The organism is Drancourtella sp. An12, from assembly GCF_002160935.1.
GTDB lineage: Bacteria > Bacillota > Clostridia > Lachnospirales > Lachnospiraceae > Sellimonas > Sellimonas catena.
Window position 1 is genome coordinate 43,832 of sequence record NZ_NFLO01000007.1, and the last position, 25,730, is coordinate 69,561.

The window sequence follows — 25,730 nt, forward strand, 5'->3', positions numbered from 1 at the left end:
TGAACACAGTTTTCTATGTATTCTCTTAATTCTTTTTGAACCTTCTTGTCTTTTTTTTCAATTCTTTTTATACTATAAGAAATCATTTTCAGGAGGTTTTACAATGAGTATTACTGTACATACAACCCATTTTACCGAACGGCCGGACTACACCGGACGGCTTGAAAAGGAGCAGCGTGTCTATGATCTGCTGGAGCAGCTCCACATTTCCTTCGAAGGAGTTGACCACGATACTGCCAATACGATCGAAGACTGTGAGGCAGTTGAGGCGGAGCTTGGTGTGAAGATCTGTAAAAATCTGTTCCTGCGAAACCGTCAGAAGACGACTTTCTATCTTCTCATGATGCCGGGAGATAAGAAATTTGTAACAAAGGATCTTTCCGGACAGCTTGGAATCTCCCGTCTTTCCTTCGCGGAGCCGGAATTCATGGAGGAGTATCTGGACCTGACACCGGGATCTGCAAGTGTCCTTGGACTGATGAATGATCCGGATCGGGAAGTCAATCTTTTGATCGATGAGGATCTTCTCAAAGACGAATATATCGGATGTCACCCGTGTATCAACACCTCGACACTCAAAATCCGGACAGCCGATATTCTGAATGTTTTTCTGAAGCATACCGGACACCGCCCGACACTTGTGCGCCTTTAGCCACATGTTTCGCGATTATGAAAAGGGATTTTACAAAAGAATGGAGAAGTTTTTATGCTTGCAGTTTATTTAAGCCCCCTCTACCTTGCAGTCAATTTGTACCTTCTGCACCGGATCTTTACATGGCTTACCGATATCCATCCATTTTTTGAAAAACGCGCGGTGCGGATCGTACTTGGGATCTGCTACTTCTTTGTCGCGTTTTCTCCGGGGATCGGATTCCTTGTTCCTGCCGGAACAGCTCAGAGAATTCTAAAAGGGCTCGGTTACTACTGGATGGGCATCATGCTCTATACGGCTCTGATTGTCATCGCAGCCGACCTGATACGTCTCATTGTCAGAAAAGTACGAAAGAAAACATTTCACCGTCTCCGCCCTGCACTTGCCGGAACGATCTGCTTTTTTCTGATTGCCGCGATCAGCATTTATGGAATGTTCAATGCACGTTTCATCCGGATCACTCCATATGAGGTGACGATTGATAAGAAGGCCGGGAATCTGGATTCTCTTAAGATCGCCCTTGTGGCAGATCTGCATCTCGGATACAGTGTCGGCACTTCCCAGATGCGTCAGATGGTTGACAAAATCAATGCCCAGAATCCGGATCTGGTTGTCATTGCAGGGGATATTTTTGACAACGAATATGAAGCGCTTGACAAGCCGGAAAAACTGGCTGAAATCCTTTCCGGACTTCAGAGTACTTACGGCACCTATGCCTGCTACGGAAACCACGATATTCAGGAGCCGATTCTGGCCGGATTTACCTTTCCTCAGGATGGTAAAAAAATGAGCGATCCTCAAATGGATGTTTTTCTTGAAAAAGCCGGGATCACCCTGCTTCGAGATGAGAGTGTTCTGATTGATGATGCCTTTTATCTTTATGGCAGACCGGATTATGAACGTCCCGGGCGCGGTATAACCAGCCGGAAAACCCCGGAAGAGATTACACGGGATCTGAATACGAATAAGCCGGTTATCGTCATCGATCATGAACCGCGGGAACTGTCTGAGCTTTCGGATGCCGGTGTTGATCTGGATCTGTGCGGCCATACTCATGACGGCCAGATCTTTCCGGTCAATCTGATCACAAACCTTGTATGGGAAAATTCCTGTGGTTACCTTCAAAAAGGCTCCATGCATAATATTGTAACTTCCGGTGTGGGAGTCTTTGGTCCGAACATGCGGGTTGCTACCAAAAGCGAAATCTGTATGATTGATGTCCGTTTTCAGTCTTAACATTTTTTACAGGGAACGACGTTTCCTGTTAAAACAAAAAACATCAGGTGTCTCCTAGGAGCGCACCTGATGTTTTTGAAATCCGAAATAGGAACAGACTGCACAGACCGGCGTAAAGCAGACAGCAGCAATTATTCCCATCTGATAAACCTGTATCTTCGTTGTTCCGATCTCATAGGCCGGGAGATTGAAAATCTTGGCCGGAGACAGAAGATTAACCGGACACATTTCCAGAATGTGGTTAAGCCACGGAATATCCCATACGCCCCACAAAAACATTGGAAGCGCAAAAAACGCGAGAGTGACAAGAACGCTGACAAAAGAAGACGTTCCAAGCGCCGATGCCGCAAGCGCAAATCCGGTGATCATCAGAAGGCCTGCAAATCCCATAACCGCAAGAATCAGAACTGCTTTCCAGTAAGGCAGATCAAACGGTGCATTTCCGATCATTCCGGTTGCACAAAGATGCGCGTCCACAAAAAGTCCGTCCGTTCCAAAATAGCCAATCGTAAGCAGCGTCAAATACAGACTTGTCACTGCAAAGATCCCGGCGGAGCAGAGAAAAGACGCCAGGATCTTCGCTCTTGCGCACCGTGTTTTCCCAAAACGCGAGGACAAAATAAGCGAATCCATTCCCGATGTATATTCTTCCGCAAACACCGGAGAAATCATAACAATCAAAAGGAGCGGGGCCAGTAGAAGAAAGCTTGCCAGAAAGCTCAGCAGCATATCCATTCCATTTGTAAAACCGCCCTGCATCAGCCCGTCCTGGCCCGGATAGACCTGATCCGCCGGAAGGTGATTGTAGTTTCCATTTTCATCGGTAAAAACAGACGCCACAGCGCCGTAAAATCCGTTTGCGTACCGATAGTAGTCATCGCCTATCATCTGATTTTCATCCGTGTATTCTGCGAGAATTCTTGCATTCTCCGCCAGAATTTCCTGCACATCCGCATCAGAAAGCGTGTCGTATTTTTCCGCAAGTTTCTTTTCATACTGCACAGCTTCCGTTCCTTCCAGCACCTTCCCCTCCGACGTCAGAATCGGTGTATAACGGTCCGGATGTCCTGCATACGCCATAAAAAGCAGGATAGCACTGTAAATAGCAAGCAGAATCAAAATAAACTTACGCTTCAGTATTTTCTGTATTTCCAGACTCACAATCGAAATCATTTTTCTTCCTCCCTCTGAAAATCATAAAGGTAAATATCTTCCAGTGACGGCGTCACTTCTTTCGCGCCATTAACCGGGCACGTCTCCGACACAATCCGAAGGAGACAGCCATTCTCCTCATTTTTCAGATTCCCTACCGTAAAGCGCCGTTCCATCTCTGCTGCCTCTTCAAACGGCACAAGGCACTCCCAGACTTTCCCTCGCAGATCCGCAAGCAATCTTCCCGGCTCTCCGTTTCGGATCAGTTTTCCTTCTCTCATCACCAGTATCTCATCCGCAATATATTCGATATCCGACACAATATGAGTAGACAAAAGAACAATCTTATCCTTTGAAAAAGAGCTGATCAGATTTCGGAAATGCACCCGTTCCTTTGGATCCAGCCCTGCTGTTGGCTCATCAAGAATCAGGATTTTCGGATTGTTCAGCATTGCCTGGGCAATTCCAAGCCTTCTCTTCATACCGCCGGAAAAGGTTTTGATCTTTTTATTTCGATCTCCCTCAAGGCCCGTCACGTCCAGCAGTTCTTCTATTCTCCGCTTTGCCGCATGTTTGTTCAGTCCTTTCAGAGCAGACATATAAAGCAAAAACTTCTGTGCGGTAAATTCCGGATAATAGCCGAAATTCTGCGGGAGATAGCCAAGAAAGCTCCGGTATTTTTCTTTCAGTTCCATGATTTCTTTTCCGTCAAGGGTAATCTCCCCGCCGCTCCGGTTCTGAATCAGGCAGATCAGACGCATCAAAGAAGTCTTGCCCGCTCCGTTTGCTCCAAGGAGACCATAGATCCCCTCCCGCAGCGTCATGTTTATGTCATCCACTGCTGTTTTTGTCCCATATCGTTTTGTCACATGCTGTAATTTCAGTTCCATGCCTTCTCCCTTCTAACCAATCTTTTCTTCCCACAACAGTTCACCGTTTTGTACTGACCGGAAAAATTTCATTCCATTTATAATCAGACTCCCAAAAAGAGCCGCCAGAATCAAAAGTAATATCATCCCTGTCTGCTGTTTTTCCATCAGACGGTAAATATCTTCTTTCGCGCTCCACATACAGACAATGATCCCTGCTGCCATAATGTCGATTCCAATAATCCCGTACTCTGCCTGTCTGTTCCTGATTTTCCGAAGCAGAAAAAAGCTCAGAGAGCTGACTGCCAGAAACGGAAGACAGATCCACAGTTCAAAGTCCAGAAAGCTTCCGGTTTCCATCCGGGTTGCCGCTGCACCGAATGCAATCAGTATTCCGGATACCCCTCCGAGAATTACCATTTTAAACGCCATGATCTCGCCCAGGTTGTAAAAACATACCTGCTCCATCTCCCACATTCCTTCCGAAAAGCTCCTTGCCAGTTCCGGCACAAGAAGCGCTCCCAGAAGCGGAGTCAGAAGGGAGCATACCACAAGGGCATTCTCATATGGTACCTCAAACATCAGAAAGACCGCCGCCGCACAGAAAAAGAGCAACGCTCCCCATGTCCACCTGGAACAATATGCGGCCGTCTCACAAAGTCTCACAAGAATCGGACGGGACGGCAGAATTACATTCTGCCTTAACTCTTCTGCCATCTGCATCTTGCACGCTTCAAGTGCTTCCCTTTCCGGCTCCGGTTTTTTCTGTTGTCGCAGAAGCCTCTCTACTTCTTTTATCCGTTCCATCTGTATCCCTCCTCTTCCAGAATAGTTTTCAGATTTTTCAGTCCCTGGCGGATCCTGCTCTTCACGGTTGCTGTCTTTTCTCCCGTTACATAGGCAATCTCTCTTGCTTTCAGCCCATGGAAATACGAAAGATCCAGCACTTCTCTCTGTTCCGGCTTCAGACACTGCATTGCCTTTTGCAGCATCACCTGCTCTGATACCTGGTCGGCAAAGTCTTCCTCCCGGAGCCGTTCTTCGTAACCGTCCTCATATCCTAATTCAGCCTCCGCCTTTTTCCGGAAAAAATCAATGCAGACACTCCTTGCGATTCCAAATAAATACGCCCGGAATTTCTTCTGCTCCACATAGCGGTTCAGGTACCGGATGACACGTAGAAACGTTTCCTGCGCGCAGTCATATGCCGCGCTTTCCCGTCCTGTTCTGGAATAACAATATTGAAATATTTCCTGATAATATGTTTCAATCAACTCGTTCATCTGCTCCGGTTCCCCGGATTGAATACGCCGTATTCGTTCTCTGTCTGTCATGGTTATAGCCTCATTTTTATAAAACGTCTTACATATTGTATAACGAATCAGAAGAGAAAAAGGATTAAAAAAAGAAGAAAAATTTCTCCGCCTGACCGGCATCTGAAATTTTTCTTCTTCCATTTGTAGTTATAGTGTCATTTCAATAATCTTTTCTTTGGGATTGTGGTACATTTTGGCAATCGCAACCAGTTGTCCTACCATATCACGTATCGTACACTCTACCATGACACCGGAGATATCCAGTATGTCAACGTCAGAAACAACGGAGCAATCCTGGATCTCCCGGCTGATTCCGCAGTTGAAGTTGCATGCCGTATCACAGCGGACGGACCAAAACCGCTTGCAACCGGGGAACTGAAAGTTTCCATCAGCGGTTATGTGCATATGATTAAAGCGTTCGAACGCATGACGATTGAAGCCGCCGTAAAAGGTGACCGGAACCTTGCTGTTGCTGCCCTGAACTTCAATCCGCTCTGTCCGAGTGATGAACTCGCAAATATCGTTGTGGATGAACTTCTGGAGGCACACAAAGAATATCTTCCGCAGTTTTTCAAAAACCAGACATCTTTTCGATAAATACCTTTTCATCGAAATATGCCGCCTCAAAACATCTGAGGCGGCATATTTCTTTGATCTTCATGCTGCTTCATCAGCAGCGCGAGACATGCGGACAGCACTCTTGCAAATACTGTGCTCCACCAGATCATGATCTGCCCTCCCAGCAGCGGCGGAAGAATCAGCATCAGTACAAGCATCAGCGCCGGCTCCATAAACGTCAGCACATAAGACATTCCCGTCTTTTCCGTTGCATAAAAATAAGCCGTGGTGATCCGGCTGACCGCCACAAACGGAACCGAAACAAGAAAGACCGGCATAATCTTCGCAATCTCCTGGTTTACTTCCCGGGAAGATCCAAACATATTTCCAACACTCCCCCTGACAGCAAACATGACCACACAGCCTGCCAGCGCCAGCAGCATGGCAAATCCGTAGGCGTATCTCCGCATCTTTTTCATCTTTTCCCTGTTTCCTTCTCCATAATAACGGCTGAACAATGGCTGGCTTCCGTCACCGACTCCCTGTAAAATCAGATAAATAATACAGATGATATAGGCGATACAGGCATACACTGCCACTGCTTCGTCCCCGCCATAATGGATGGAAAACCGGTTTATGATGATCAGAGAAATATTCGGCGTCATGGAAAGTCCGAACGGGGCAATCCCGATTTTCACTATGGCTGCGGCTGCAGACCCTGCACCTGAACGGGATATTTTTACCGTAAGCTTCTTCTTCCGGATCAGGTAGATCAACGCAATCAGCATCGTCACTCCCTGACTTATGACGGTCGCAAGCGCCGCCCCTGTGATGCCTCCATTCCAAACCCATACAAGAAGATAATCCAGTACAATATTGCTTCCGAATCCTGCAATCATGGAAATCATCGCATAGAACGGTCCTCCATGATTTCGGATAAACGGTACCAGCCCCGTACCAAGCACCTGAAAAGCCGCTCCCAGTGCAATGACAGAAATATAGTCCTCACCAAGTCTTAACAGTTCCCCCTGCGCACCCAGAAGCCTGAGAAGCGGCGTTGTCAGCAGAAATGTCAGGGCCGTCAGAAGGATACTTCCCAGAATCAGCATCCAAAGCGCACAGGCACTGAACTCACGCGCACGCTTTTCTTTCTTTTCCGCCATATAGATCGAATAATACACCGCACCGCCCATGCCGATCCCTGTTCCGGACGCCTGAATAACTGCCACGATCGGATAGGCCACATTAATGGCCGAAAGTCCCATATCGCCGATACTGTTCCCGACAAAAAAGCCGTCCACGATAGAATAGACGCCGGACAGGGCAAAGGACAGTACCGCCGGAATGACATACTTGAGAAAAACTCTTCTATCGCTCATGTTTCCTGTCCTCCTTCAACTTCCTTTCAAACATGAGATTAAACAGCTCCATCGTCTCACTGATCTGCCGGATCCGTTCTATCCCGATTTTACGGTAAATCTCCTCCTCCGTATGAAGGAGCGGATCGATTTTCTCCCCGGCGTACCGTCTGCCGCTCTCTGTCAGATCCACCCATTTCTCTCTTCGATCCATCTCACTGGCTGTCAGCATCACCAGCTCCCTCTCTTTCAGATCATGGATCACAGTATTCACCGTCTGCTTCTGCAGCCCAAAATCCTCCCGGATCTGCTTCTGAGTCAGACGTCCCATGGTGTACAGGGAATACAGGACAATCATTTCCGGATAACCGATCCCCTCTCTGGCCGCCCACTGTACATATAGCCCGTTCCCCTTTGCCCAGGCTGCGTAATACTGCGCATTGACATTCATAGCATTCCCTCCGTTCAAAACATTTATTTTTAATCATTCGTTTTTTATACCATAATAGTATGTCCACAGACTATTATAAGAGTAAAAAAAGAGGATGTCAAGAAACAATATCACATCTCACTTCCTGTCCTCGATCTTTGTCCTGTGTGTGCGTGGTAAGGTGATTTTACATCCGAACTGGTGAATCCGAAGTACTCATCATATCGGGGATCTGAAATCGTGTGTACCTTCAAATTGTTCAGTCCGGTAAAAATACTCTCTTTTGAAATACGCATCCTGATAGGATTTGTTTCCTACGCACTACAGGGGATGCTCCCCGGTTCTCCGTGAACCGTCCGGATGACATCCCCTGTTTTCTTTGTATTTTATCTTCTGTTATTTCCCGCTGACTTCCGGCGGAATTCCTACAGCATTCGGATTTTCCTTCACTTCCACATGAACATATTCCGGCTGTTCCCAGAGAACCACGCTGCCTTTCTCCATAGACTTCTTCACATCGATCAGGCGCTGGTTTGCGGAACCCCGGAACAAAAGATTGACCTGTTTTAACTCCTCCACAAATCTTCCATCCACAAGGACATCAATATACCGGAGCATTTCTTTTGTCTCTTCCCATTTCGGGAGCATGTCCGCAAGAATCTCTTTGTCAAAGACATACCCGGAATAGCACCAGATGGAGATCCCCGGGAACTTTTCTCTGACCCGTTTTAAAAACGGTGCCAGAACCTTCTGATTTTCGTGCTCAAAAGGTTCCCCTCCAAGAAGGGTAAATCCGTGATAATAACTTTTTTCCAGCTCTTTCAAAATTTCGTCTTCTGTTTCTCCGGTAAAGGGATTTCCATAATGGAAATCCCACGCCTCCTCATTAAAGCAGCCTTTACACCGGTGCGTGCATCCGCTGACAAAAAGGGATACTCTTACACCGGGTCCGTTTGCCACATCCCATTTTTTTATATCTGCATAATACATACCGCAAATACTCCTTTACCGCCTGATTCTTACAGATGCATTACCCTGCTTTTAATCTCTTTTGTCTTTCCCGGATTCCAGAAATTTTCTCCCAGATATCCGCAGGTCCTTCTTGTGACATTCATCTTTGACTGATCTTTATTGTGGCAGACCGGACATTCCCACTCATAATCATCATTGATCATGATTTCTCCATCGTATCCGCATTCCTGACAGTAGTCAGACTTCGTATTAAACTCTGCATACTGGATGTTGTCATAGATAAACTTCACAACTTCCGCCACCGCTTCCAGATTATTATTCAGGTTCGGAATCTCTACATAAGAAATACATCCTCCGGTGCTGATTGTCTGGAACTGGCTTTCAAATGTAAATTTGTCGAACGCATCGATCTTTTCACGTACATCCACATGATAAGAGTTCGTATAGTATCCTTTGTCGGTCACATCTGTGATGCTTCCGAATTTTTTCTTGTCAATCTCGGCAAAACGGTAGCACAGACTCTCTGCCGGTGTTCCGTAAAGTCCGAATCCAAGTCCTGTTGTCTCTTTCCATGTATCGGTCGCGTTACGGAGCCTCTTCATCACCTTTAGAGCAAACTTCTGTCCTTCTTCTGTCGTCTGGCTTTCTCCTGTCACCAGTTTGGTCACTTCATAAAGTCCGATATATCCAAGGCTTAATGTAGAGTATCCTCCATGCAGATATTTGTCGATCTTTTCGCCTTTTTCCAGACGGGCGATCGCTCCGTACTGCCAGTGTACCGGGCTGACATCGGAACTTGTTCCTTCCAGCGCTTTATGACGGCACATCAGAGCCTCAAAGCAAAGGGAAAGCCTTTCATCGAGAATCTGCCAGAACTTCTCCTGGTCTCCTTCGGCCAGAATTCCAATCTGAGGAAGGTTAAGGCTGACAACGCCCTGATTGAAGCGTCCTTCCCATTTGTAATTTCCGTTCTCATCTTTCCACGGTGAGAGGAAGGAGCGGCATCCCATCGGTGAGAATACATTTCCTTCGTAGTTTTCTTTCATCTTCTTTGCGGAAATATAGTCCGGATACATTCTCTTGGCTGAGCATTTCACTGCCAGCCTTGTCAGATCATCATACTCGCCGCCGCTTAAATTGTTATCTTCATTCAGAACATAGACAAGCTTTGGGAATGCAGGTGTCACATAGACGCCGGATTCATTTTTGATTCCCTCGATTCTCTGGCGCAGAATCTCCTGAATAATCATGGCATTTTCCTTTGCGTACGGATGAGACTTATCCGGGTTCAGGAACAAGGTCACGAACGGAGACTGTCCGTTTGTTGTCATCAGGGTGTTGATCTGATACTGTATCGTCTGTACACCGGATCTCAGCTCATCCTGAAGTCTGTCGTTGGCCAGCTGTTCCATCATCTCTTCGGAAATGATGCCTGTATATTTTTCTCTGTATTTTCTCATATATTTTTCATAGCTTCTGTGCAGATATTTTCCAAGATGACGGATATCGACAGACTGTCCGCCATACTGGCTGCTCGCAACAGACGCGATAATCTGCGTCATAACAGTACATGCGACATGGAAGCTTTTTGGAGACTCAATCAGTTTGCCGTTCATAACTGTGCCATTGTCCAGCATATCGCCGATATTGACCAGACAACAGTTGAAAATCGGCTGAAGGAAGTAATCCATATCATGGAAATGGATCACACCGTCCTCATGAGCCTTTACAATTTTCTCCGGAAGAAGCACCCTCTTTGTCAGGTCCTTGGACACTTCCCCTGCAATATAATCTCTCTGGGTGGATGCCAGCGTGGAATTCTTGTTTGAATTCTCTGTCTTTAATTCAGAATTCTCTCCGCGGATCAGCCGAAGGATGGAATCGTCCGTTGTATTGGACTTTCTCACCATCGCTCTTGTGTAGCGGTAAATGATATATTTCTTGGCCAGATGATATTTTTCCTCTTCCATCAGCTTCTGCTCAATGATATCCTGGATATCCTCCACAGCCATACTCTCCAGCTTTCTGTTTTCGATGGACGCAACAATGTCGTAAATTTTTTCTTCGGAAATCCGGTCCTCTTTCTCCACCTCATTATTCGCTTTCTGTATTGCATGGACGATTTTGTTTCTGTCGTACTCAGCTTCCCGTCCGTCTCTTTTTATCACTTTCATATCTTATACCTCGCTGTATCAGTAAATTTCTCAAAGCCGCCTTTTTCATCTTTTCAGCAACAATCCACATTATAGCAGAGTGCATCCGTTTTTTCTACCATATCTTGTGATTTTTCTATTATTCCACTATATATGGTATTTCATACAATTTTCTAACTATTTCTTTTTCCCTGTAAAATCAAGGTCTGCGGCCCCTTTGAAGGTTGCAATTTCCATGGAAAAATTATATAATTTCTGTATCACAGACACGAAACATCATAGAGAAATAGAGGTAATGCGTATGAAAAAGAAAGTGGTTGTAGCATTGGGACACCGGGCACTGGGAACGACTCTGCCGGAGCAGCAGGTTGCGGTCAAGCAAACGGCAAAGTCCGTCGCGGATCTTGTACAGGACGGCTATCAGGTTGTCATCACACACAGCAATGCCCCTCAGCTTGGCATGATCCACACTGCCATGAACGAATTCGGCAAGAATCATCCGGACTATACACCGGCCCCGATGTCAGTCTGCTCTGCAATGACACAGGGATATATCGGTTTTGACCTTCAAAATGCCATCCGCGAGGAGCTTCTGACACGTGGAATCTACCGCACGGTCAGCACAGTACTGACCCAGGTAACGGTAGACCCGTACGATGAGGCGTTCTATACTCCTACCAAGGTACTCGGACGTTACATGTCCGCGGAAGATGCCGCCATTGAGCGTAAAAAAGGCAATTACGTTGTGGAGGAGCCCGGAAAAGGTTTCCGCCGTGTCGTATCTGCCCCGAATCCGGTAAAGATTGTAGAGATGGATGCGATCCGCACTCTCTCCGACGCAGATCAGGTAGTTATTGCCTGCGGCGGCGGTGGTATTCCGGTTCTGGAACAGGATCATCATCTGAAAGGTGCAAGTGCCGTAATTGAGAAGGACCTGACTGCCGGAAAGCTTGCGGAAGAACTCGGTGCCGATGCTCTGATCATTCTGACGAGCGTGGAAAAGGTATTTATCAACCGGGGAACTGACCAGGAAGAACAGCTTGGAGAAATTACGGTTTCCCAGGCAAAACAGTATATGGAAGAGGGACATTTCGGCGTCTACAATATGCTTCCGAAATTCCGTGCTTCTGTCTCTTTCATCGAGAAGGGAGAAGGACGCCGTGCCTTTATCACCTGCCAGGAATCTCTCCGCGATGCTCTGAAAGGCCGCACCGGAACCGTGATCTGTCAGGATTAGAAAATTCATCACGTAATCACGGACAGTTTTGTCCGTAAACTGCAACAAGCCGGAAGGAATGCATTCTCTGCATTGCCCGTCCGGCTTGTACTATTTCGTTTTATTCTGTTTTTCTTCCGCTTCCCTGGCCAGGCGGATGATCCGTTCATCCAGATGATGTTCCGTAATATACCGGTACACACTCTTTGGAACCAGATGGGCCCATGGCTTTCCTTCAATAATAAGATGCCTCACTTCCGTTCCGGTCGTTCCTTTTTCTTCAAGCGGGCGGTTCCATAGAACTTCCACCTGAAGTCCCAGTCCGGTCAGTGTCCGGTACTTGTCCTCGCCCCATCCGTCGCAGATACTCATATAGTACACTGCATCTTTCGGCGCATACTGGAAAATCAGCTCCGGCGTATTGATCGGGAACGGAACAATCTCAAACTCTTCCCGCGGAACGTGAAACTCCAGCATTGCCTCACGAATCATTTCGTACCGTTCAAAATACGTAAACGGATTATTCTCCGGTCTGGAACGGTTTGTATCATGAATATTGGTTCTGATAAAACCTGCATCCGGATTGGATATTCCGATAATCAGTCTGTCGCACTGCTTTTTTGCCGCAAGCAGATACTCCATATGTTTCAGATGCAGGCATTGAAACCTGCCGTGGATTACTCCTGTTTTCTCTGCCATCTTTCAAACTTCCTTTACGCTCATTTCACATCTTTTTTACTATATCACAGCTTTCCGAAAAGTAAAGCCTTTAGTTTGCTTTTTCGTTGATCCAGTCTGTAATCTGACACAGTCCTTCGTCATCTGCGGAAAACACTTTTCTTTCGATCTCTTCTTCCGGCGTCACATCATAACAGTACGGCTCCTTCCATACCGCCGCCTCCAGTGTATCGTCCTTTTTGTTCCAGGCGATCCGGAATCGAAGATCCGGTTTGGTACTTCCGTAATACACAGCTTTTTTATAATATGCGATTCCATACAAATCTTCCCGTTTTACCATGTTCTTTTCTCCCTTTTTATGATAGAATATTTTCATGCCAATCATTGATCCTGTCAATTATGACAGAATAACGAAACGGAGGAAAAGCATCAATGAAATCTCCGAAATATTTTGATCTTTTTCTGCACACCTTGTTTTACAGCCTGATCACGGTGGCGGCAGCACAGTTTTACATCAATATTTTTTCTCCTGAATTCAGCGTTTCACTGGGAATCGTCTTTCTGGCATCCTTTGCCATGCTTGCCCCGGATTTTCCGGTTCTCCCGGTGTCTGCTCTTTCAGGCGTCCTTGTAATGTTTTCACGGGCTTTTCTGGGCAGCTTCAGGGAATCATCTTTCAATATTTCCTTTTCTTTGGCAGTCCCGGAACTGTTTTTTTATCTTTTTTATGGTGTCCTTCTGACTGTCTATATCGTGAAAATCCGAAAATCCTCGGTCCTGATGGACACCGCCGCTTTGCTTTTCTGTGACTATGCGGCAAATTTCGGGGAACTGATGCTACGTCTTAATATTAATGCATTTTCCCTTTCTTCGCAATCCGGAATCTTGATGACCGCTATGTTCCGGACTGCTTTGATTCTGATTTTCATGACGGTGTTCCGCAGATACCATTTGGTACTTCTGAAAAAGGAGCAGCAGGACTACTACCGGAATCTTTCTCTGTTGACAGCCCGCCTTCAGGAGGAAGTCATCTGGATGGAGAAAAACACCTCCCTGGTAGAGTCGACCATGCATTCTGCATATCAGCTCTTTGAGCGTCTTCGTTCGGATTCAAGTACAAAGGATGCAGCCAAAGATGCCCTGATTATCGCGAATGATATTCATGAAATCAAGAAAGAATACTATCTGATCCTGCGTGGACTTTCCGATGCGCTGCAGACAGAAGATGGCCCTCTCCGCCTGGAATTCGGTGAACTGTTTTCCCTTCTGCGCAGCCCGGTTGAGCAGATTGCCTCAGCCGCTCACAAGACGCTTTCTTTTGAAGTGAAAGGGCGCTCCTCATTCCGCACCGGACATGTGTACGAATTGCTTTCTGTTTTTCGGAATCTTTTTACAAATGCGGTAGAAGCTTCGAAAAATGATCAGGTTTTTATTCAGGTTACACTAGAAGAAACAACAGACGAAATTCTCTGTACGGTCACAGATCATGGACAGGGAATCCCCCCGGATGCGCTCTCACAGATCTTTGACGCGGGGTTTTCCACAAAAATCAACTATGAGACCGGGGAAATCAGCCGCGGACTGGGCCTCAATATCGTAAAAGGGATTGTGGAAGAAAATCTTGGCGGACGCATCCATGCAGACTCCTGTCCGGGGAATACCTGTTTTTCCATCCGTCTGCCAAAAGAAACACTGGAGGGTTAAAAATGAACTTTTATTTTGTAGATGATGATAAGAATGTACGAAACATACTGAAAATTCTTGTGACTGACAGACAGCTCGGCAAATGCTGCGGTTCATCCGGCAACGGCTACGACGCTCTGGAAGATGTGGAAGCCCTTCATCCTGACATCATCCTTGTCGACCTTCTCATGCCGGATATGGACGGAATCAGTTTTGTGGAAAAAGTAAGAGATATCTCTCCTGATTCTGTCTGCATCATGATTTCCCAGGTCGCTTCCAAGGATCTCATAGCCAAAGCCTATGAGGCAGGCGTGGAATTTTTCATCCAGAAACCAATCAACGCCATCGAGGTCGAGGCTGTAATCCGTAATGTCATCAAAAGCCTTTCCATGCACCGCAAAATCGGAAAGGTTCAGACTCTCTTTGAGGCGGAATTTTCCACCCGGGGAAAAACGTCAGACTCCTCTTCACAGTCTGAAAGTTTTCAGGGCAGACTTACCGGTGTTCTTCAGAAACTGGGCATCATCGGCGAGCTGGGCAGCAAGGATATCATTTCATTGATCACCTTTCTGCACGATCAGGATGAGACTCTCGAGCAGCAGACTCTTGGCAGTCTTCTCTCGCGTTTCAGCGAAAATCCGAAATCTGTAGAGCAGCGAATCCGCCGGGCCGCCTCAACCGGACTGGTCAATCTTGCCCATCTGGGTCTGGAAGATTATTCGAACGATGTGTTTAACGAGTTTTCCAACACGCTTTATAATTTTGAACAGGTCAGACGTGAAATGGATTATATCCGTGGAAAATCCGACCGGCACGGCAATGTAAAAATCCGCAACTTTCTCAATGCACTGCTTTGTTACTGCGAGAACGTGTAACCGTGTATCGATGATCAATCAAAAAGGATCCCGGGCTCAAAATGCCCCAGGGATCCTTTTTATCTGCTTTATTCTGCTGCCGGTTCGATAGTCAGATTCTGCCTTGCTTCTGCTTTTTTCTCATAACTCTTCTTGAAAACCTGGCTTCCTACATATCCTGCCAAAGATCCGCCAACCGCTGCGAAGATTACTGCCAGCACGACTTTGACCGGATCATTAAACGCGAACGGTGCCAGAAGTCCCGGAATCGGGGATGCGGTACCCGGCGCGTTATTGATAATATGGAATACTGCTGCGGATACACCTGCAAGTCCTCCTCCGAAGAAGTTGGAACAATAAATCGGAATCGGATTTGCCGTAATGATCGGTGCCTGCGTCAGAGGTTCCATCATAACCGCAATGATATTACTCTTATCACCAAGCTTCAGACGTTTGAATACAATACCGTTTGTGAATGATCCGCCCACACATGCGATTGCCGCGATACCCATCGCAAGTCCGTCCAGTCCGATCATGGCTGTCAGTGCCATGGAACTGAGCGGTGATGTACAGATCATCTTCATGATTCCTCCAAGGAGGAATCCCATAACAAGCGGAGACTGCTCTGCCGCCGCCGTAATAGTACCACCGATTCTTGCAAGCGTCATATTAACAAGCGGGTCTGCCGCTGTAGCTACGAGCAGGGAGATCGGTGCTACGATCAGTGCTCCTGCTATGACATCGACACCTTCCGGAAGATATTTTTCAATCAACTGAGAAAGCAGCCCTACTACATAGCCCGCAATAAATCCCGGAAGGATACCGAACTGTCCCAGAACGACACCGGCTGCAATTGCCAGTACCGGATTGCTCCCCATGCTGAGCGGTACCGCAATCGCTGCTGCCACACCGCCGAATCCGCCTGCATTTTCCCCAACTGATTTGAAAAAGGAGATACCAAAGAGATCCCCTGAAATGTACTTATGAATGGCCTCCACAAGGAACGTTGCTACTGCTGCATTTGCCATACCGCTCATGGCCAAAGACCCTTTCGGCATTTTCATGCTGAAGAGAGAGAAGATTGCCAGTGTAAGCAAAAGCATCCCAACTCCTGATAAGATTGTCATCATAATGTTTTCCTCCTTTACATGCCGTCTTATAGATGTTTTTCCTCTTTTTTTATCTGTCATAAATATAACCTATAAGTTTCAAAATCCTACAGCAGGTATCAAAATGGATAATATTTTTTTTCTTATCAAGGAGTTTTTTGTCTACTATATACAAAATATTTGTTAAAAAACTGTCTATAATCACGAAACTCTTGTTTCCGGGATGCTGTCCCTGATACATAAGGCTCCATATCCAAGCTGATTATTCGGCCACGAATCATATCCCGGAAGTTCTCTGGCTCCTCTTCTCAGAAACGCCTTTGCCTTCTCCCCATATAAAAACAGATCATTTTTTTCTGTAATTCCCCACTCCATCAAAAGCGCGGCTCCGCCTGATGCAAACGGAGCCGCAAAGGATGTTCCGGTAAAAGATGCATACCCTTCCTCTCCCTGTACAGAAACAACATTGACTCCCGGCGCGGCAAGATCCGGTTTCTGATTATTCTGATTTTTTCGGCCCCGTCCTGAAAAATCAGCGTAGGACATGGTGTCCGCATCATATGCTGCCACTGTCAGTACTCTGGATGCTGTCGAAGGGATCGTGAGCGTAAGCTCTTCGGTCGGGTAAAAAAAGGCCGTCCCTTCATTCAGCGTGTAGCTGGCAGGAAGCCACATTTCAAACCGCCCTGTGACAATCTGCTCCGGCACGAGAATAATATTCCATTCTCCACTGTTTACATAATCATCCACCGGCAGGAATTCCAGAAAAATCTCGTTCAGACCGCTGTAGGGGCTCGGCTCCCCGTAATACAGCAGAATCTCCGTTTTTCCGGTCAGAAAACGCTGGGTACCCATCACTTCCCGAATCGGACCGACTCGTTCTCCTGACGGCGTCTTAATCGTCACGCCGATCACATCCGTGTAATCCGTCCAGATCTGAAGACTGAATGCTCCCTGACGTTCCTGTACTCCAAGCGGTACACTTGTTTCTTCTCCTTCTCTTACAAATCCGGATGTATGTCCGGCCTCTGCCCCTTCATTTCCTGTTCCCACACTGATTAAAGTCCTGCCGATCTGCGCAGCCGCATCCAGAAAACGCTCCGGCAGTGATGTTCCGTTATGAGCGCCATATGTATTCCCAAAGCTGATGTTGACCGATACCGGCATTTGAAGCATTTCCGCCTTTTGTACAATATAGTCTACTGCCTGCATCAGCTCCGCTGTCCGCGGAAATCCCACACCTCCCGGATTCCCCAGTTTGACAATGATTAATTCCGCGTCGGGAGCCGTTCCCCGGTAACGTCCGCCGCTGTTTCTTCCATTTCCTGCGGCCACACCGGCAACGGCAGTCCCGTGACCGGAGCTATCAACACTTGGCACCTTCTGCAGACGCATCGTCCTGTTCGGCTGCTGCAGAGCCTCATTGATCTGCTCTGCCGAGAATTCCGAACCGATCCGGTACCCTTCCGGCGGTGTCCCTTCCACGGTCTGATCCCAGAGGAAACGGATTCTCGTCGCGCCATCTTCCTGTCTGAAGTCTGCATTTGCATATTCGATCCCGGAATCAATCACTCCGATCAAAACCCCTTTTCCTGTCAGACGAAAACGGGGTGTCTGCACCGCATCGATGCAGGACACCCTTCTTCCGTCTGCCACTTCAAAGAAAAGTCTTTTTGGTTTTTCAATATAGATTACTTCTTCCAGCGAAGCAAGCTTCTCAATATTTTCCTCCCGTATCCGCACAATAGCAAAATTTTTCAAAAGCGGCGTCACCGACTCCGCAGTCTCCGACACACGTTCCAGCGTACCAGAATACAGAATAATGACGTCCCACGTGTTTGTCATTTCATTATATCCCACCTGAAGATTTACAGATCGAAGCCGTTCTGTCCCGGTCGCGTCCAGTGCAAGATTTAAAAGATTTTCTATTTTCTGGCTGGTCATTCTTTCCCCTTTCCTCGTATTACCTGCATGCTGAAAATCCAAGATACGGAGCCATGCATGCCGGAATAAAATATCCCCGTTCATGTCTGCACACCGGACAGACCGGAGGGACTTTTTCTCCTTTAAAAATATGGCCGCAGTTCAGACACATCCATTCTCCCTGTCCCGAAGACTCATAATAAGTCTCCTGCTTTAACATTTCTGCAATCTTGACGAAACGCTCCCCGTGAATTTTTTCCACTTCCGCAATCTGTGAGAATGCATATGCTGCTTCCGGGAAGCCTTCCTCCTCCGCTGTCTTTGCAAAGGCCGGATACACCTCCTGATGTTCCTCCTGCTCATTATGCGCTGCCATCATCAAAAGTTCAACCAGACTTTCCGACTGATCCACCGGATATCCTCCTTCGATCCGGATGTTCTCTCCCGCTTCCGTCTTCAGAAGCTCATAAAACCGGGCCGCATGCGCTCTCTCCTGATCCGCCGTAAAAAGAAAGATCTCCTTGAGCGCGAAAAAACCTTTCCGGCACGCTTCCTCTGCCGCAATTGTATACCGGTTTCTCGCCTGGCTTTCTCCGGCAAATGCTTTCATCAGATTTTCTTTTGTTCTGCTCTGTGAAAATTCAACAGCCATGTTACTTACTGCTCCTTTCCATTCTTTTAAAGAGTAGTATGCACCATGGCCGTCTTTTTATTCGTATTTAATTAAATCCGATGATTCTTCTCATCACAGAGTATCCCATGGACGAGATCTTTCTTCCTGATCTTCCCGGAAGATTCATGGTCTGTCCTAAAATTCCATATCGAATTTTGAAATAGGTTTTATAATCTTTCCTTTTCAGATAGGTCCACAGTTCCTTTTTCTTTTTCAGATTTTCCTCTTTCTTGGACCGGATACAGATAATGGACGAAACAGTCATCATGATCGCCAGATATTTGATCATATAGCTCCGAAGCTTTTTATTCGAGATCATCTTCATCTGGTACATATCAATCATGGTCTGGTTGACATACAACTGCTGATCAATCCTCTTGATCATGTTTTTCTCATTGACAGACTGATCATCCCGCCCGATATAATAGCGATACAGATTCACATCCAGATAGTAAATCGTTCTGACATGCGGCAGCGGATAATAGACATAAATATTGTCCACATAAAACGTATGCTTCGGAAGATGCAGCTGACAAAGCTTCAAAAGTTCTGTCCTGTAAATAACCGAATGCATCAGAATATACTGATCTATTCGGAAATGCCCGAGATCACTCCATCCGAACACCTGATCCTGAGGAAGGCAGTTCCTGTAATGAATCACTTTCTTGTGGGAGGCTCCGACTTTCTCATATACATAATTGGAAATCAGCATGTCCACTTCTTCGCCGTTCTCCTCGAATCTCCGCAACGTCTCCATGATCTTCAGAAGCGCTTCTTCATCCAGCCAGTCATCGCTGTCCACTACCTTAAAATACTTTCCCTGGGCATGCAGAAGACCGCTGTTGACCGCTTCTCCATGTCCGCCGTTCTCCTGACTGACCACTCGTACGATATCCGGGTATTCCCGCTCGTACCGTCTCGCGATCTCCTCGGTTCCGTCTTTGGATCCGTCATTGACAATGATGACCTCGATGTCCTTTCCTCCCTTGAGGACAGACTCTATCGCGCGCTCCATGTAGTCCTGTGAGTTATAGCATGGTATTGCAAATGTTATATACTTCATGTTCTTCCCCCGTTCCTGCTTTTTTGCAGTTACTGCTTACAGTATAATCGTTTTTGAACGATTTTCCAAGGAAAATCTCTATAAAAAAACATTCTCTTAATATCCGGCAATACATATTGACATTTTTCTATGTGTTTTATATACTACGATATATAGATATTCTTCAATGTATATTCATCAAAAAAAACGGGTAGATAAATATACATGATCCAAAATATAAAAATTGTCAAAGGAGTTGTTAACATGTCTGTAAACACAAAACTATATGTTTTGACCGGTTTTTTAGGTTCCGGCAAAACAACTGTACTTCTGGAACTGCTGAAACAGTTAAAGGGGCACAAAATAGGTGTGATTCAAAATGAATTTGGAAAGCTGGGAATTGACGGAACCATTCTCAGAAATGATGATATTCAGATGGTCGAAATTAACCGGGGCTCGATTTTCTGCTCCTGTCTGAAGCTGAACTTTGTAAATGCTCTTGCCGAAATGTCGAAACAGGATTTTGAATATCTGTTCGTGGAAAGCTCCGGCTGGGGTGATCCTTCCAATGTAAACGAAATTCTCGAAGCAGCCAGGGTCGTTTCTGACAAAGAATATGATTTCAAAGGTGTGTTATGTTTCGTGGATGCGGTAAATTTTCTTGAACAGGTAAAAGACGAAGAGACTACATACCGGCAGTTAAAGCACTGTCACCTTGCAATTATTACAAAAACCGATCTTGCAGATGAAGAACAGATTCAAAAGGTCACACAACAGATCAGAGACATCAATCCTGTATGCGAAATTCTGATCAGCGCGAATGGCCAAATGGACTATTCCTTTCTCCGGAAAGATCTGACGATTTATCAGTGGGCGGAGTCCGAAGAGACAACCAACTCCGTGGAAAACAAGCCAAAGTCAATCTTCCTGGAATATAATGGTACCGTTGAAAAAAGTAAGCTGGATCGTTTTTTGCAAAGTCTGACCCCTGATGCATACCGGGTAAAAGGATTTTGCAGACTTGAAAAAGAAGGCTGGACACAGATTGATGTCGTGGAAGCACTGATTGATTATAAACCTTCTGAGGAATTTGAAAAATCACAGCTTGTATTTATTTCAAAAATCGGACCTGCAATCATCAAAAAAATCTTTTCATCATGGCAGGAATGTGTTGGAACGGAAATGACGTTAAAAAACTAGATTGGAGATTATCATGAATATCAAAGTAATAGGCGTGGGATGTGAAAAATGCAGCCGGCTTTATGAGAATGTACAGAAAGCCGTGCAGGAAACCGGATGTGAAGCTGAAGTAGAAAAAGTGGAGGATCTTATTGATATCGTAAAACTCGGCGTTATGTCAGCTCCTTCTCTTATGATCGACGGAAAATTAGTCGTGTCAGGCAGAGTCGCTAAAACATCTGAAATCATTACTCTTATCAAATCATATAAATAAAGGAGATTACTTTCTTCCAAAACTAAAAATCCTATTAAGCAGTTCCGGCCAGGCATGATCTGCTTAATAGGATTTATTACTTACAGCTCTTTTATTCTTCTTGCAATTTCTTCGATTACCTGTATGAAACATGCATCGTCCTTTCCTGTTGGATCAGCAAGCCCCCAGTCTTCATCGAAGTCCCGCCCGATATAAGGGCAGCCGACATCGCACCCCATTGATATTGCAATATCAGGTGCAGGAATTTTATCAACCGTCTTACTGTACTGTGTTTCTTCCATATCGATTCCGTATAGCTGCTTCATAATCCTTACCGCATCCTGATTAATCTGCGGTTTTGTTTCCGTTCCCGCTGAATAAAATTCAAAACGGTCTCCTGCCAAATGTTTCCCGAGCGCTTCCGCAATCTGACTGCGGCAGGAATTGTGAACACAGATAAAAGCGATTTTTTTCTTGCCAAAATTCTCTAATGCCATGATCGAACCTCCTAAATTATATAATTAAATACTGTATTGCATTGAAAAAGTAACCCACGATAATAATGCCAACCGTACATATTCCAATGAAAATACCAAGCAGTTTCGGTTTAACCGCTTTGCGAAGCATAATCATTGATGGAAGCGAAAGCGTCGTTACGGCCATCATAAAGGAAAGGACGACGCCAAGCAAAGCTCCCTTTGCCAGCAACGCCTCTGCAATCGGGATTGTACCGAAAATGTCCGCATACATCGGAATACCGACTATCGTAGCAAGAATTACACCAAACGGATTGTTATCACCAAGTGCCTTGACAATAAATTCTTCTGGAATCCAGTTGTGAATAACAGCACCAATACCTACACCTATCAAAACATAAGGAGCAACCTTTTTCGCTGTTGAAACAACCTGGTCCCAAGCATAGTTCATTCGGTCTTTAAAATGTAATTCTACTTGCGGAACATCAATAGAATGACCGTTTCGGATATATTCTTCTACTTGATTTTCAAGATTGAGCTTTTCGATTAACGTACCACCGACAACAGCAATCACCAATCCGAAAATAACATAAAAAACAGCGACTTTCCAACCGAAAATACTCATCAACAAAACAAGGCTTCCAAGGTCAACCATAGGCGAAGAAATCAAAAAGGAAAATGTAACGCCAAGTGGCAAACCTGCGCTTGTAAATCCGATAAACAGAGGAATAGAGGAACAGGAACAGAACGGTGTTACTGTTCCGAGCAGGGCAGCAATGATATTGGCCCATATCCCATGAAATCTGCCGAGTATCTTTTTTGTTCTTTCCGGTGGAAAATAACTTTGAATATACGAAATAATCAAAATTAACATGCCAAGCAGTACCATTATTTTTATAGTATCGTAAATAAAAAATTGAACACTGGCCCCGATTTTACTTGTGGTATCTAAGCCACAAGCGTTCAAAATTGTTTCAATAAGTCGATTCAACCAGTTCATACCGAGGACTTCATTTTGAAAAAAGTCCCACGCTCCTTTTAATGTCTCCATAGAAATCTCCTTTTATATAGTCATATTGAAATATGTCTATTTGTCCTCTCAAATATAAGCCGTGCGGAAAAGCATTGATTCTCTTACTTTTCACAACACGACTTCTCTTCACATTCGCTTTCAAGCGTAGTCAAACGCTGTAAACATTCTTTCGCCTGTTCCACACCTTTCTCTGAAATGGAGTAGTGGGTCCACTTTCCTTCTTTGCGTCCAACAACAATTTCAGCATCGCAGAGTATTTTCATATGATGTGAAAGTGTTGGCTGCGTAACATTGATTTCTTCCAGCAGCTTGCAGGCACATTTCTCGCCCGAACGCAACATTTTTATAATTTTAATGCGGTTTTCGTCGCAGAATGCTTTAAAGATTAGTGCGATCTTCTTATCATCCATCTTCTCCCTCCTTATATAGATATTTATCTATGTGTTATTATATACACCGTTCTGAAAAATGTCAATAAGTTTTTCGTCTGGATTTTTGACGCCTCATCTATTGAGTATTCCTCCCTTTTTCGTTATACTAAATTACAAAATGAGAAAAAACTGGAGGATATGAAATATGAAACATAACATACTGGTAGGACAGTCCGGAGGGCCGACCGCTGTTATCAACGGAAGTCTCTACGGCGTCGTTAAGAGAGGGTTGGAGACACCGCAGATTGACAATATTTACGGAATGGTCAACGGAATTGAGGGATTTTTAAATGGAAACATGATGGATATGCGTACTCTGGAAGAAAACGGCACGCTTCCTCTTTTGAAGACAACACCGGGTGCCTATCTTGGCTCCTGCCGTTACAAGCTTCCGGAAGATCTCTCCGATCCGGTTTATCCGCAGCTGTTTGCAAAATTTGCGGAATATGAGATTCAGTCCGTCTTCTATATCGGCGGAAATGATTCCATGGATACGGTCAGCAAGCTCTCCCGCTATGCAGCCAAAAATGAAAGCAGCATCCGCTTTATCGGTATTCCGAAAACCATCGACAATGATCTCGTCATGACAGACCATACACCAGGCTTTGGAAGCGCCGCAAAATATGTGGCATCCACAGTCCGTGAAATCGCTGTCGATGCATCAGTATATGACAACAAGCCTTCCGTTACGATCGTAGAGATTATGGGACGACATGCGGGATGGCTGACTGCCGCTTCTGCTCTTGCAAGAAAGTTTGAAGGAGACAATCCGGTACTGATTTACCTGCCGGAAACTGCATTTGACAAAGACCGTTTCCTTTCCCAGGTACAGGATGCCCTGAAGAAGACTACGAACCTTGTCGTTTGTATTTCCGAAGGAATTCACGATGCCGAAGGCACCTTTATCTGTGAATACGCAAGCGAAGTCGGCACCGATACCTTTGGTCACAAAATGTTGACAGGTTCCGGAAAATATCTGGAAAACCTTGTAAAAGATACACTTGGTATTAAAGTACGCTCTGTGGAGCTCAATGTCTCCCAGCGCTGCTCTTCTTCCTGCCTGTCCGGCACTGATCTGGAAGAAGCCGTCTGTGCAGGTTCTTATGGAGTTGACTGTGCCATGGATGGGAAAACCGGCGTTATGATCACCTTTGAAAGACAGGCCGGGGATTCCTACGAGATGGTTCCAGGGACTGCTGATGTCAATCAGATCTGCAATGAAGAGAAAGTTGTTCCTTCCGACTGGATCACTGCAGATGGATCCGATGTTACAGAATCGTTCCTGAACTATGTCCGTCCGCTGATTCAGGGGCAGGTGGAAGTGCCTCAGAAAGACGGCCTGCCACATTTCATCTATAGAAAATAAGAGAAAGTGTACAATCTGCACAACATCCGTCTTTACGTTCATATTTTGTTCATTTTTTGTTTTTTAAATGTTGATTTGTAGAACACTTTTTTTTCACGAATAACAGGTATACTAAAATCATCAAAAAGAAAACAAAACAGAACTGATAAAGACGCTGTCAAGTAAATACTTTTTGAATAAACTTTTTCATAATAAATGCCGGGGATCAGCCGATGATCACCCGGCATCCTCCCTTTTACGGGGGATTTTCTTTTTATGCAGGATCGTGTTTCCACCGCGTTCCTGCCTTTTTCAATGCTTCTTCTGTCGTTAGGAACCGGACTCCCAGTTTTTTCACTTTTTCGATATTCATCCGCAGATTTCTCGGATGATCCCGGAAGGCTTCCTCATTCTTTTCCAGATTTTCTGATCCCGCTCCGGCACTTTCCAGAAACTCTTTCACCACTTCATACGTACTCCTGTCGTTTTCACTTCCGAAGTTGTAGATTCCTGCCGGTGCCTGAAACATGATTTCCAGATTTTCAACTACTTCCCATACATCCGTGATACTCCGGAGATCATAGACCGGATACCTGATCCGGTCTCCTGATTCCCTGGCCTTGCAGACCGTCGAAATCAGATTCCCATGCTCTTGTCCCTCCCGGAAGTCGACAGCAAACATCCAGCTTAAGCGCAGTGCCACCGTGTCCGGCTGGGCTTTAAGCGCAAGCTCTTCCGCCCGGATCTTCTGCCTGCCGTACACAGTCGGTGGAGCGATCCTCTCTTCTTCTCTGTGGGGCTCTCTTTCTCCATTTCCCACATAAACCTGATCGGAGCTGCAGAAAATCAGCCGCGCCCCGATCTCCCGGCAGATCTTTGCCAGAATTCTGACTCCGTCCACATTGACTTTTTCCGACCGTTCCGGATCCTGTTCACATGCGCCCACATCAGAGACCGCTGCTGTATGGATCAAAATATCAGGGCGGTCCTTTTTCAGGACCGCCTCTGCCTCTTCCGGATCCGTAAAGTCCATGTCCGTATGACGGTATCCCGTCATATCAAATTTATCCTGATAGAAGCGGAGAATTCTGCTTCCGAGAAATCCGTCCGCTCCTGTTACACCGATCTTCACCATTGAT

Annotated in this window: 27 protein-coding genes; 9 read left to right on the top strand and 18 right to left on the bottom strand. The window is 45.8% G+C overall.

Annotation, left to right across the window (positions count from 1 at the left end; all coding sequences use genetic code 11):
* Nucleotides 1–103 precede the first annotated feature (103 nt).
* On the top strand, nucleotides 104–652 hold the full coding sequence (locus tag B5E64_RS08565; RefSeq protein WP_087168105.1) for a prolyl-tRNA synthetase associated domain-containing protein: 549 nt from the start codon (nucleotides 104–106) through the stop codon (nucleotides 650–652).
* Nucleotides 653–706: 54 nt separating this feature from the next.
* Entirely contained in the window at nucleotides 707–1,888 is a 1,182-nt protein-coding gene (locus tag B5E64_RS08570; protein WP_087168106.1) for a metallophosphoesterase, read from the top strand.
* A gap of 54 nt (nucleotides 1,889–1,942) precedes the next feature.
* Here B5E64_RS08570 and B5E64_RS08575 read toward each other — a convergent pair whose 3' ends face one another.
* Genes B5E64_RS08575 through B5E64_RS08590 form a run of 4 tightly spaced genes read right to left on the bottom strand, consistent with a single transcriptional unit; the run spans nucleotide 1,943 to nucleotide 5,243 of the window.
* Nucleotides 1,943–3,061, bottom strand: a complete 1,119-nt coding sequence (locus B5E64_RS08575) for an ABC transporter permease subunit (protein WP_087168107.1) — start codon at nucleotides 3,059–3,061, stop codon at nucleotides 1,943–1,945.
* Nucleotides 3,058–3,930, bottom strand: a complete 873-nt coding sequence (locus tag B5E64_RS08580) for an ABC transporter ATP-binding protein (protein ID WP_087168108.1) — start codon at nucleotides 3,928–3,930, stop codon at nucleotides 3,058–3,060. Before B5E64_RS08580 ends, B5E64_RS08575 begins: the two co-directional genes overlap by 4 nt.
* A 12-nt stretch (nucleotides 3,931–3,942) precedes the next feature.
* The gene (locus B5E64_RS08585; RefSeq protein WP_087168109.1) at nucleotides 3,943–4,716 is read right to left on the bottom strand and encodes a hypothetical protein; all 774 of its coding nucleotides are present in this window, start codon (nucleotides 4,714–4,716) and stop codon (nucleotides 3,943–3,945) included.
* Nucleotides 4,704–5,243 carry an RNA polymerase sigma factor gene (locus B5E64_RS08590; RefSeq protein ID WP_162610168.1) on the bottom strand — a complete coding sequence of 180 codons (540 nt, stop codon included), beginning with the start codon at nucleotides 5,241–5,243 and terminating at the stop codon, nucleotides 4,704–4,706. Before B5E64_RS08590 ends, B5E64_RS08585 begins: the two co-directional genes overlap by 13 nt.
* A gap of 165 nt (nucleotides 5,244–5,408) precedes the next feature.
* Here B5E64_RS08590 and B5E64_RS08595 point away from each other — a divergent pair, with 165 nt between their 5' ends.
* Nucleotides 5,409–5,822 (top strand): hypothetical protein, encoded by a 414-nt coding sequence (locus B5E64_RS08595; RefSeq protein ID WP_275532795.1) that lies wholly within the window; start codon nucleotides 5,409–5,411, stop codon nucleotides 5,820–5,822.
* 26 nt (nucleotides 5,823–5,848) lie between these two features.
* Here B5E64_RS08595 and B5E64_RS08600 read toward each other — a convergent pair whose 3' ends face one another.
* The 4 genes from B5E64_RS08600 to nrdD form a co-directional block, all read right to left on the bottom strand.
* The gene (locus B5E64_RS08600) at nucleotides 5,849–7,162 is read right to left on the bottom strand and encodes an MATE family efflux transporter (protein ID WP_087168112.1); all 1,314 of its coding nucleotides are present in this window, start codon (nucleotides 7,160–7,162) and stop codon (nucleotides 5,849–5,851) included.
* Entirely contained in the window at nucleotides 7,152–7,592 is a 441-nt protein-coding gene (locus B5E64_RS08605) for a MarR family transcriptional regulator (RefSeq protein WP_087168113.1), read from the bottom strand. The genes B5E64_RS08600 and B5E64_RS08605 overlap by 11 nt, the downstream gene beginning before the upstream one ends.
* Nucleotides 7,593–7,967: 375 nt before the next feature.
* A complete protein-coding gene (gene nrdG / locus B5E64_RS08610; RefSeq protein ID WP_087168114.1) occupies nucleotides 7,968–8,561 on the bottom strand; it encodes an anaerobic ribonucleoside-triphosphate reductase activating protein in 594 nt (197 codons plus the stop codon).
* Between the two features lie 29 nt (nucleotides 8,562–8,590).
* Entirely contained in the window at nucleotides 8,591–10,717 is a 2,127-nt protein-coding gene (gene nrdD / locus B5E64_RS08615) for an anaerobic ribonucleoside-triphosphate reductase (RefSeq protein ID WP_087168115.1), read from the bottom strand.
* Between the two features lie 280 nt (nucleotides 10,718–10,997).
* Between nrdD and arcC the strand changes: the two genes are divergently transcribed.
* Entirely contained in the window at nucleotides 10,998–11,933 is a 936-nt protein-coding gene (gene arcC / locus B5E64_RS08620; RefSeq protein WP_087168116.1) for a carbamate kinase, read from the top strand.
* A 90-nt stretch (nucleotides 11,934–12,023) separates the two neighbouring features.
* Here the strand turns inward: arcC and B5E64_RS08625 are convergent, their stop codons facing one another.
* On the bottom strand, nucleotides 12,024–12,611 hold the full coding sequence (locus tag B5E64_RS08625; RefSeq protein ID WP_087168117.1) for an adenylyltransferase/cytidyltransferase family protein: 588 nt from the start codon (nucleotides 12,609–12,611) through the stop codon (nucleotides 12,024–12,026).
* A gap of 70 nt (nucleotides 12,612–12,681) precedes the next feature.
* On the bottom strand, nucleotides 12,682–12,930 hold the full coding sequence (locus tag B5E64_RS08630; RefSeq protein WP_087168118.1) for a hypothetical protein: 249 nt from the start codon (nucleotides 12,928–12,930) through the stop codon (nucleotides 12,682–12,684).
* A gap of 92 nt (nucleotides 12,931–13,022) precedes the next feature.
* Here B5E64_RS08630 and B5E64_RS08635 point away from each other — a divergent pair, with 92 nt between their 5' ends.
* Nucleotides 13,023–14,294: a sensor histidine kinase gene (locus B5E64_RS08635; protein WP_087168119.1), complete on the top strand. Its 1,272-nt coding sequence runs from the start codon at nucleotides 13,023–13,025 to the stop codon at nucleotides 14,292–14,294.
* A gap of 2 nt (nucleotides 14,295–14,296) precedes the next feature.
* A complete protein-coding gene (locus B5E64_RS08640) occupies nucleotides 14,297–15,148 on the top strand; it encodes a response regulator (RefSeq protein ID WP_087168120.1) in 852 nt (283 codons plus the stop codon).
* A 68-nt stretch (nucleotides 15,149–15,216) separates the two neighbouring features.
* Here the strand turns inward: B5E64_RS08640 and B5E64_RS08645 are convergent, their stop codons facing one another.
* The 4 genes from B5E64_RS08645 to B5E64_RS08660 all read right to left on the bottom strand — a co-directional run bounded on the left by B5E64_RS08645 (nucleotide 15,217) and on the right by B5E64_RS08660 (nucleotide 19,895).
* Nucleotides 15,217–16,254: a PTS sugar transporter subunit IIC gene (locus B5E64_RS08645; RefSeq protein ID WP_242960134.1), complete on the bottom strand. Its 1,038-nt coding sequence runs from the start codon at nucleotides 16,252–16,254 to the stop codon at nucleotides 15,217–15,219.
* A gap of 183 nt (nucleotides 16,255–16,437) precedes the next feature.
* On the bottom strand, nucleotides 16,438–18,180 hold the full coding sequence (locus tag B5E64_RS08650) for a S8 family peptidase (protein ID WP_087168176.1): 1,743 nt from the start codon (nucleotides 18,178–18,180) through the stop codon (nucleotides 16,438–16,440).
* 19 nt (nucleotides 18,181–18,199) lie between these two features.
* Complete coding sequence (gene rbr, locus B5E64_RS08655) at nucleotides 18,200–18,811, bottom strand: rubrerythrin (protein WP_087168122.1); 612 nt, start codon at nucleotides 18,809–18,811, stop codon at nucleotides 18,200–18,202.
* A 67-nt stretch (nucleotides 18,812–18,878) separates the two neighbouring features.
* On the bottom strand, nucleotides 18,879–19,895 hold the full coding sequence (locus B5E64_RS08660) for a glycosyltransferase family 2 protein (protein WP_087168123.1): 1,017 nt from the start codon (nucleotides 19,893–19,895) through the stop codon (nucleotides 18,879–18,881).
* 243 nt (nucleotides 19,896–20,138) lie between these two features.
* Here B5E64_RS08660 and B5E64_RS08665 point away from each other — a divergent pair, with 243 nt between their 5' ends.
* Nucleotides 20,139–21,074: a GTP-binding protein gene (locus B5E64_RS08665; RefSeq protein ID WP_087168124.1), complete on the top strand. Its 936-nt coding sequence runs from the start codon at nucleotides 20,139–20,141 to the stop codon at nucleotides 21,072–21,074.
* A 13-nt stretch (nucleotides 21,075–21,087) separates the two neighbouring features.
* Nucleotides 21,088–21,327 carry a thioredoxin family protein gene (locus B5E64_RS08670; protein WP_087168125.1) on the top strand — a complete coding sequence of 80 codons (240 nt, stop codon included), beginning with the start codon at nucleotides 21,088–21,090 and terminating at the stop codon, nucleotides 21,325–21,327.
* A gap of 80 nt (nucleotides 21,328–21,407) precedes the next feature.
* Here the strand turns inward: B5E64_RS08670 and B5E64_RS08675 are convergent, their stop codons facing one another.
* From B5E64_RS08675 to B5E64_RS08685, 3 genes are all read right to left on the bottom strand, one after another.
* Complete coding sequence (locus tag B5E64_RS08675; RefSeq protein ID WP_087168126.1) at nucleotides 21,408–21,803, bottom strand: arsenate reductase ArsC; 396 nt, start codon at nucleotides 21,801–21,803, stop codon at nucleotides 21,408–21,410.
* 16 nt (nucleotides 21,804–21,819) lie between these two features.
* Complete coding sequence (locus B5E64_RS08680) at nucleotides 21,820–22,833, bottom strand: permease (RefSeq protein ID WP_087168127.1); 1,014 nt, start codon at nucleotides 22,831–22,833, stop codon at nucleotides 21,820–21,822.
* Nucleotides 22,834–22,916: 83 nt separating this feature from the next.
* Entirely contained in the window at nucleotides 22,917–23,225 is a 309-nt protein-coding gene (locus tag B5E64_RS08685) for a metalloregulator ArsR/SmtB family transcription factor (protein WP_087168128.1), read from the bottom strand.
* 166 nt (nucleotides 23,226–23,391) lie between these two features.
* Between B5E64_RS08685 and B5E64_RS08690 the strand changes: the two genes are divergently transcribed.
* Nucleotides 23,392–24,612 (top strand): 6-phosphofructokinase, encoded by a 1,221-nt coding sequence (locus B5E64_RS08690; protein WP_087168129.1) that lies wholly within the window; start codon nucleotides 23,392–23,394, stop codon nucleotides 24,610–24,612.
* 253 nt (nucleotides 24,613–24,865) lie between these two features.
* Here the strand turns inward: B5E64_RS08690 and B5E64_RS08695 are convergent, their stop codons facing one another.
* Nucleotides 24,866–25,726 carry a sugar nucleotide-binding protein gene (locus B5E64_RS08695; protein WP_087168130.1) on the bottom strand — a complete coding sequence of 287 codons (861 nt, stop codon included), beginning with the start codon at nucleotides 25,724–25,726 and terminating at the stop codon, nucleotides 24,866–24,868.
* Nucleotides 25,727–25,730 lie beyond the last annotated feature (4 nt).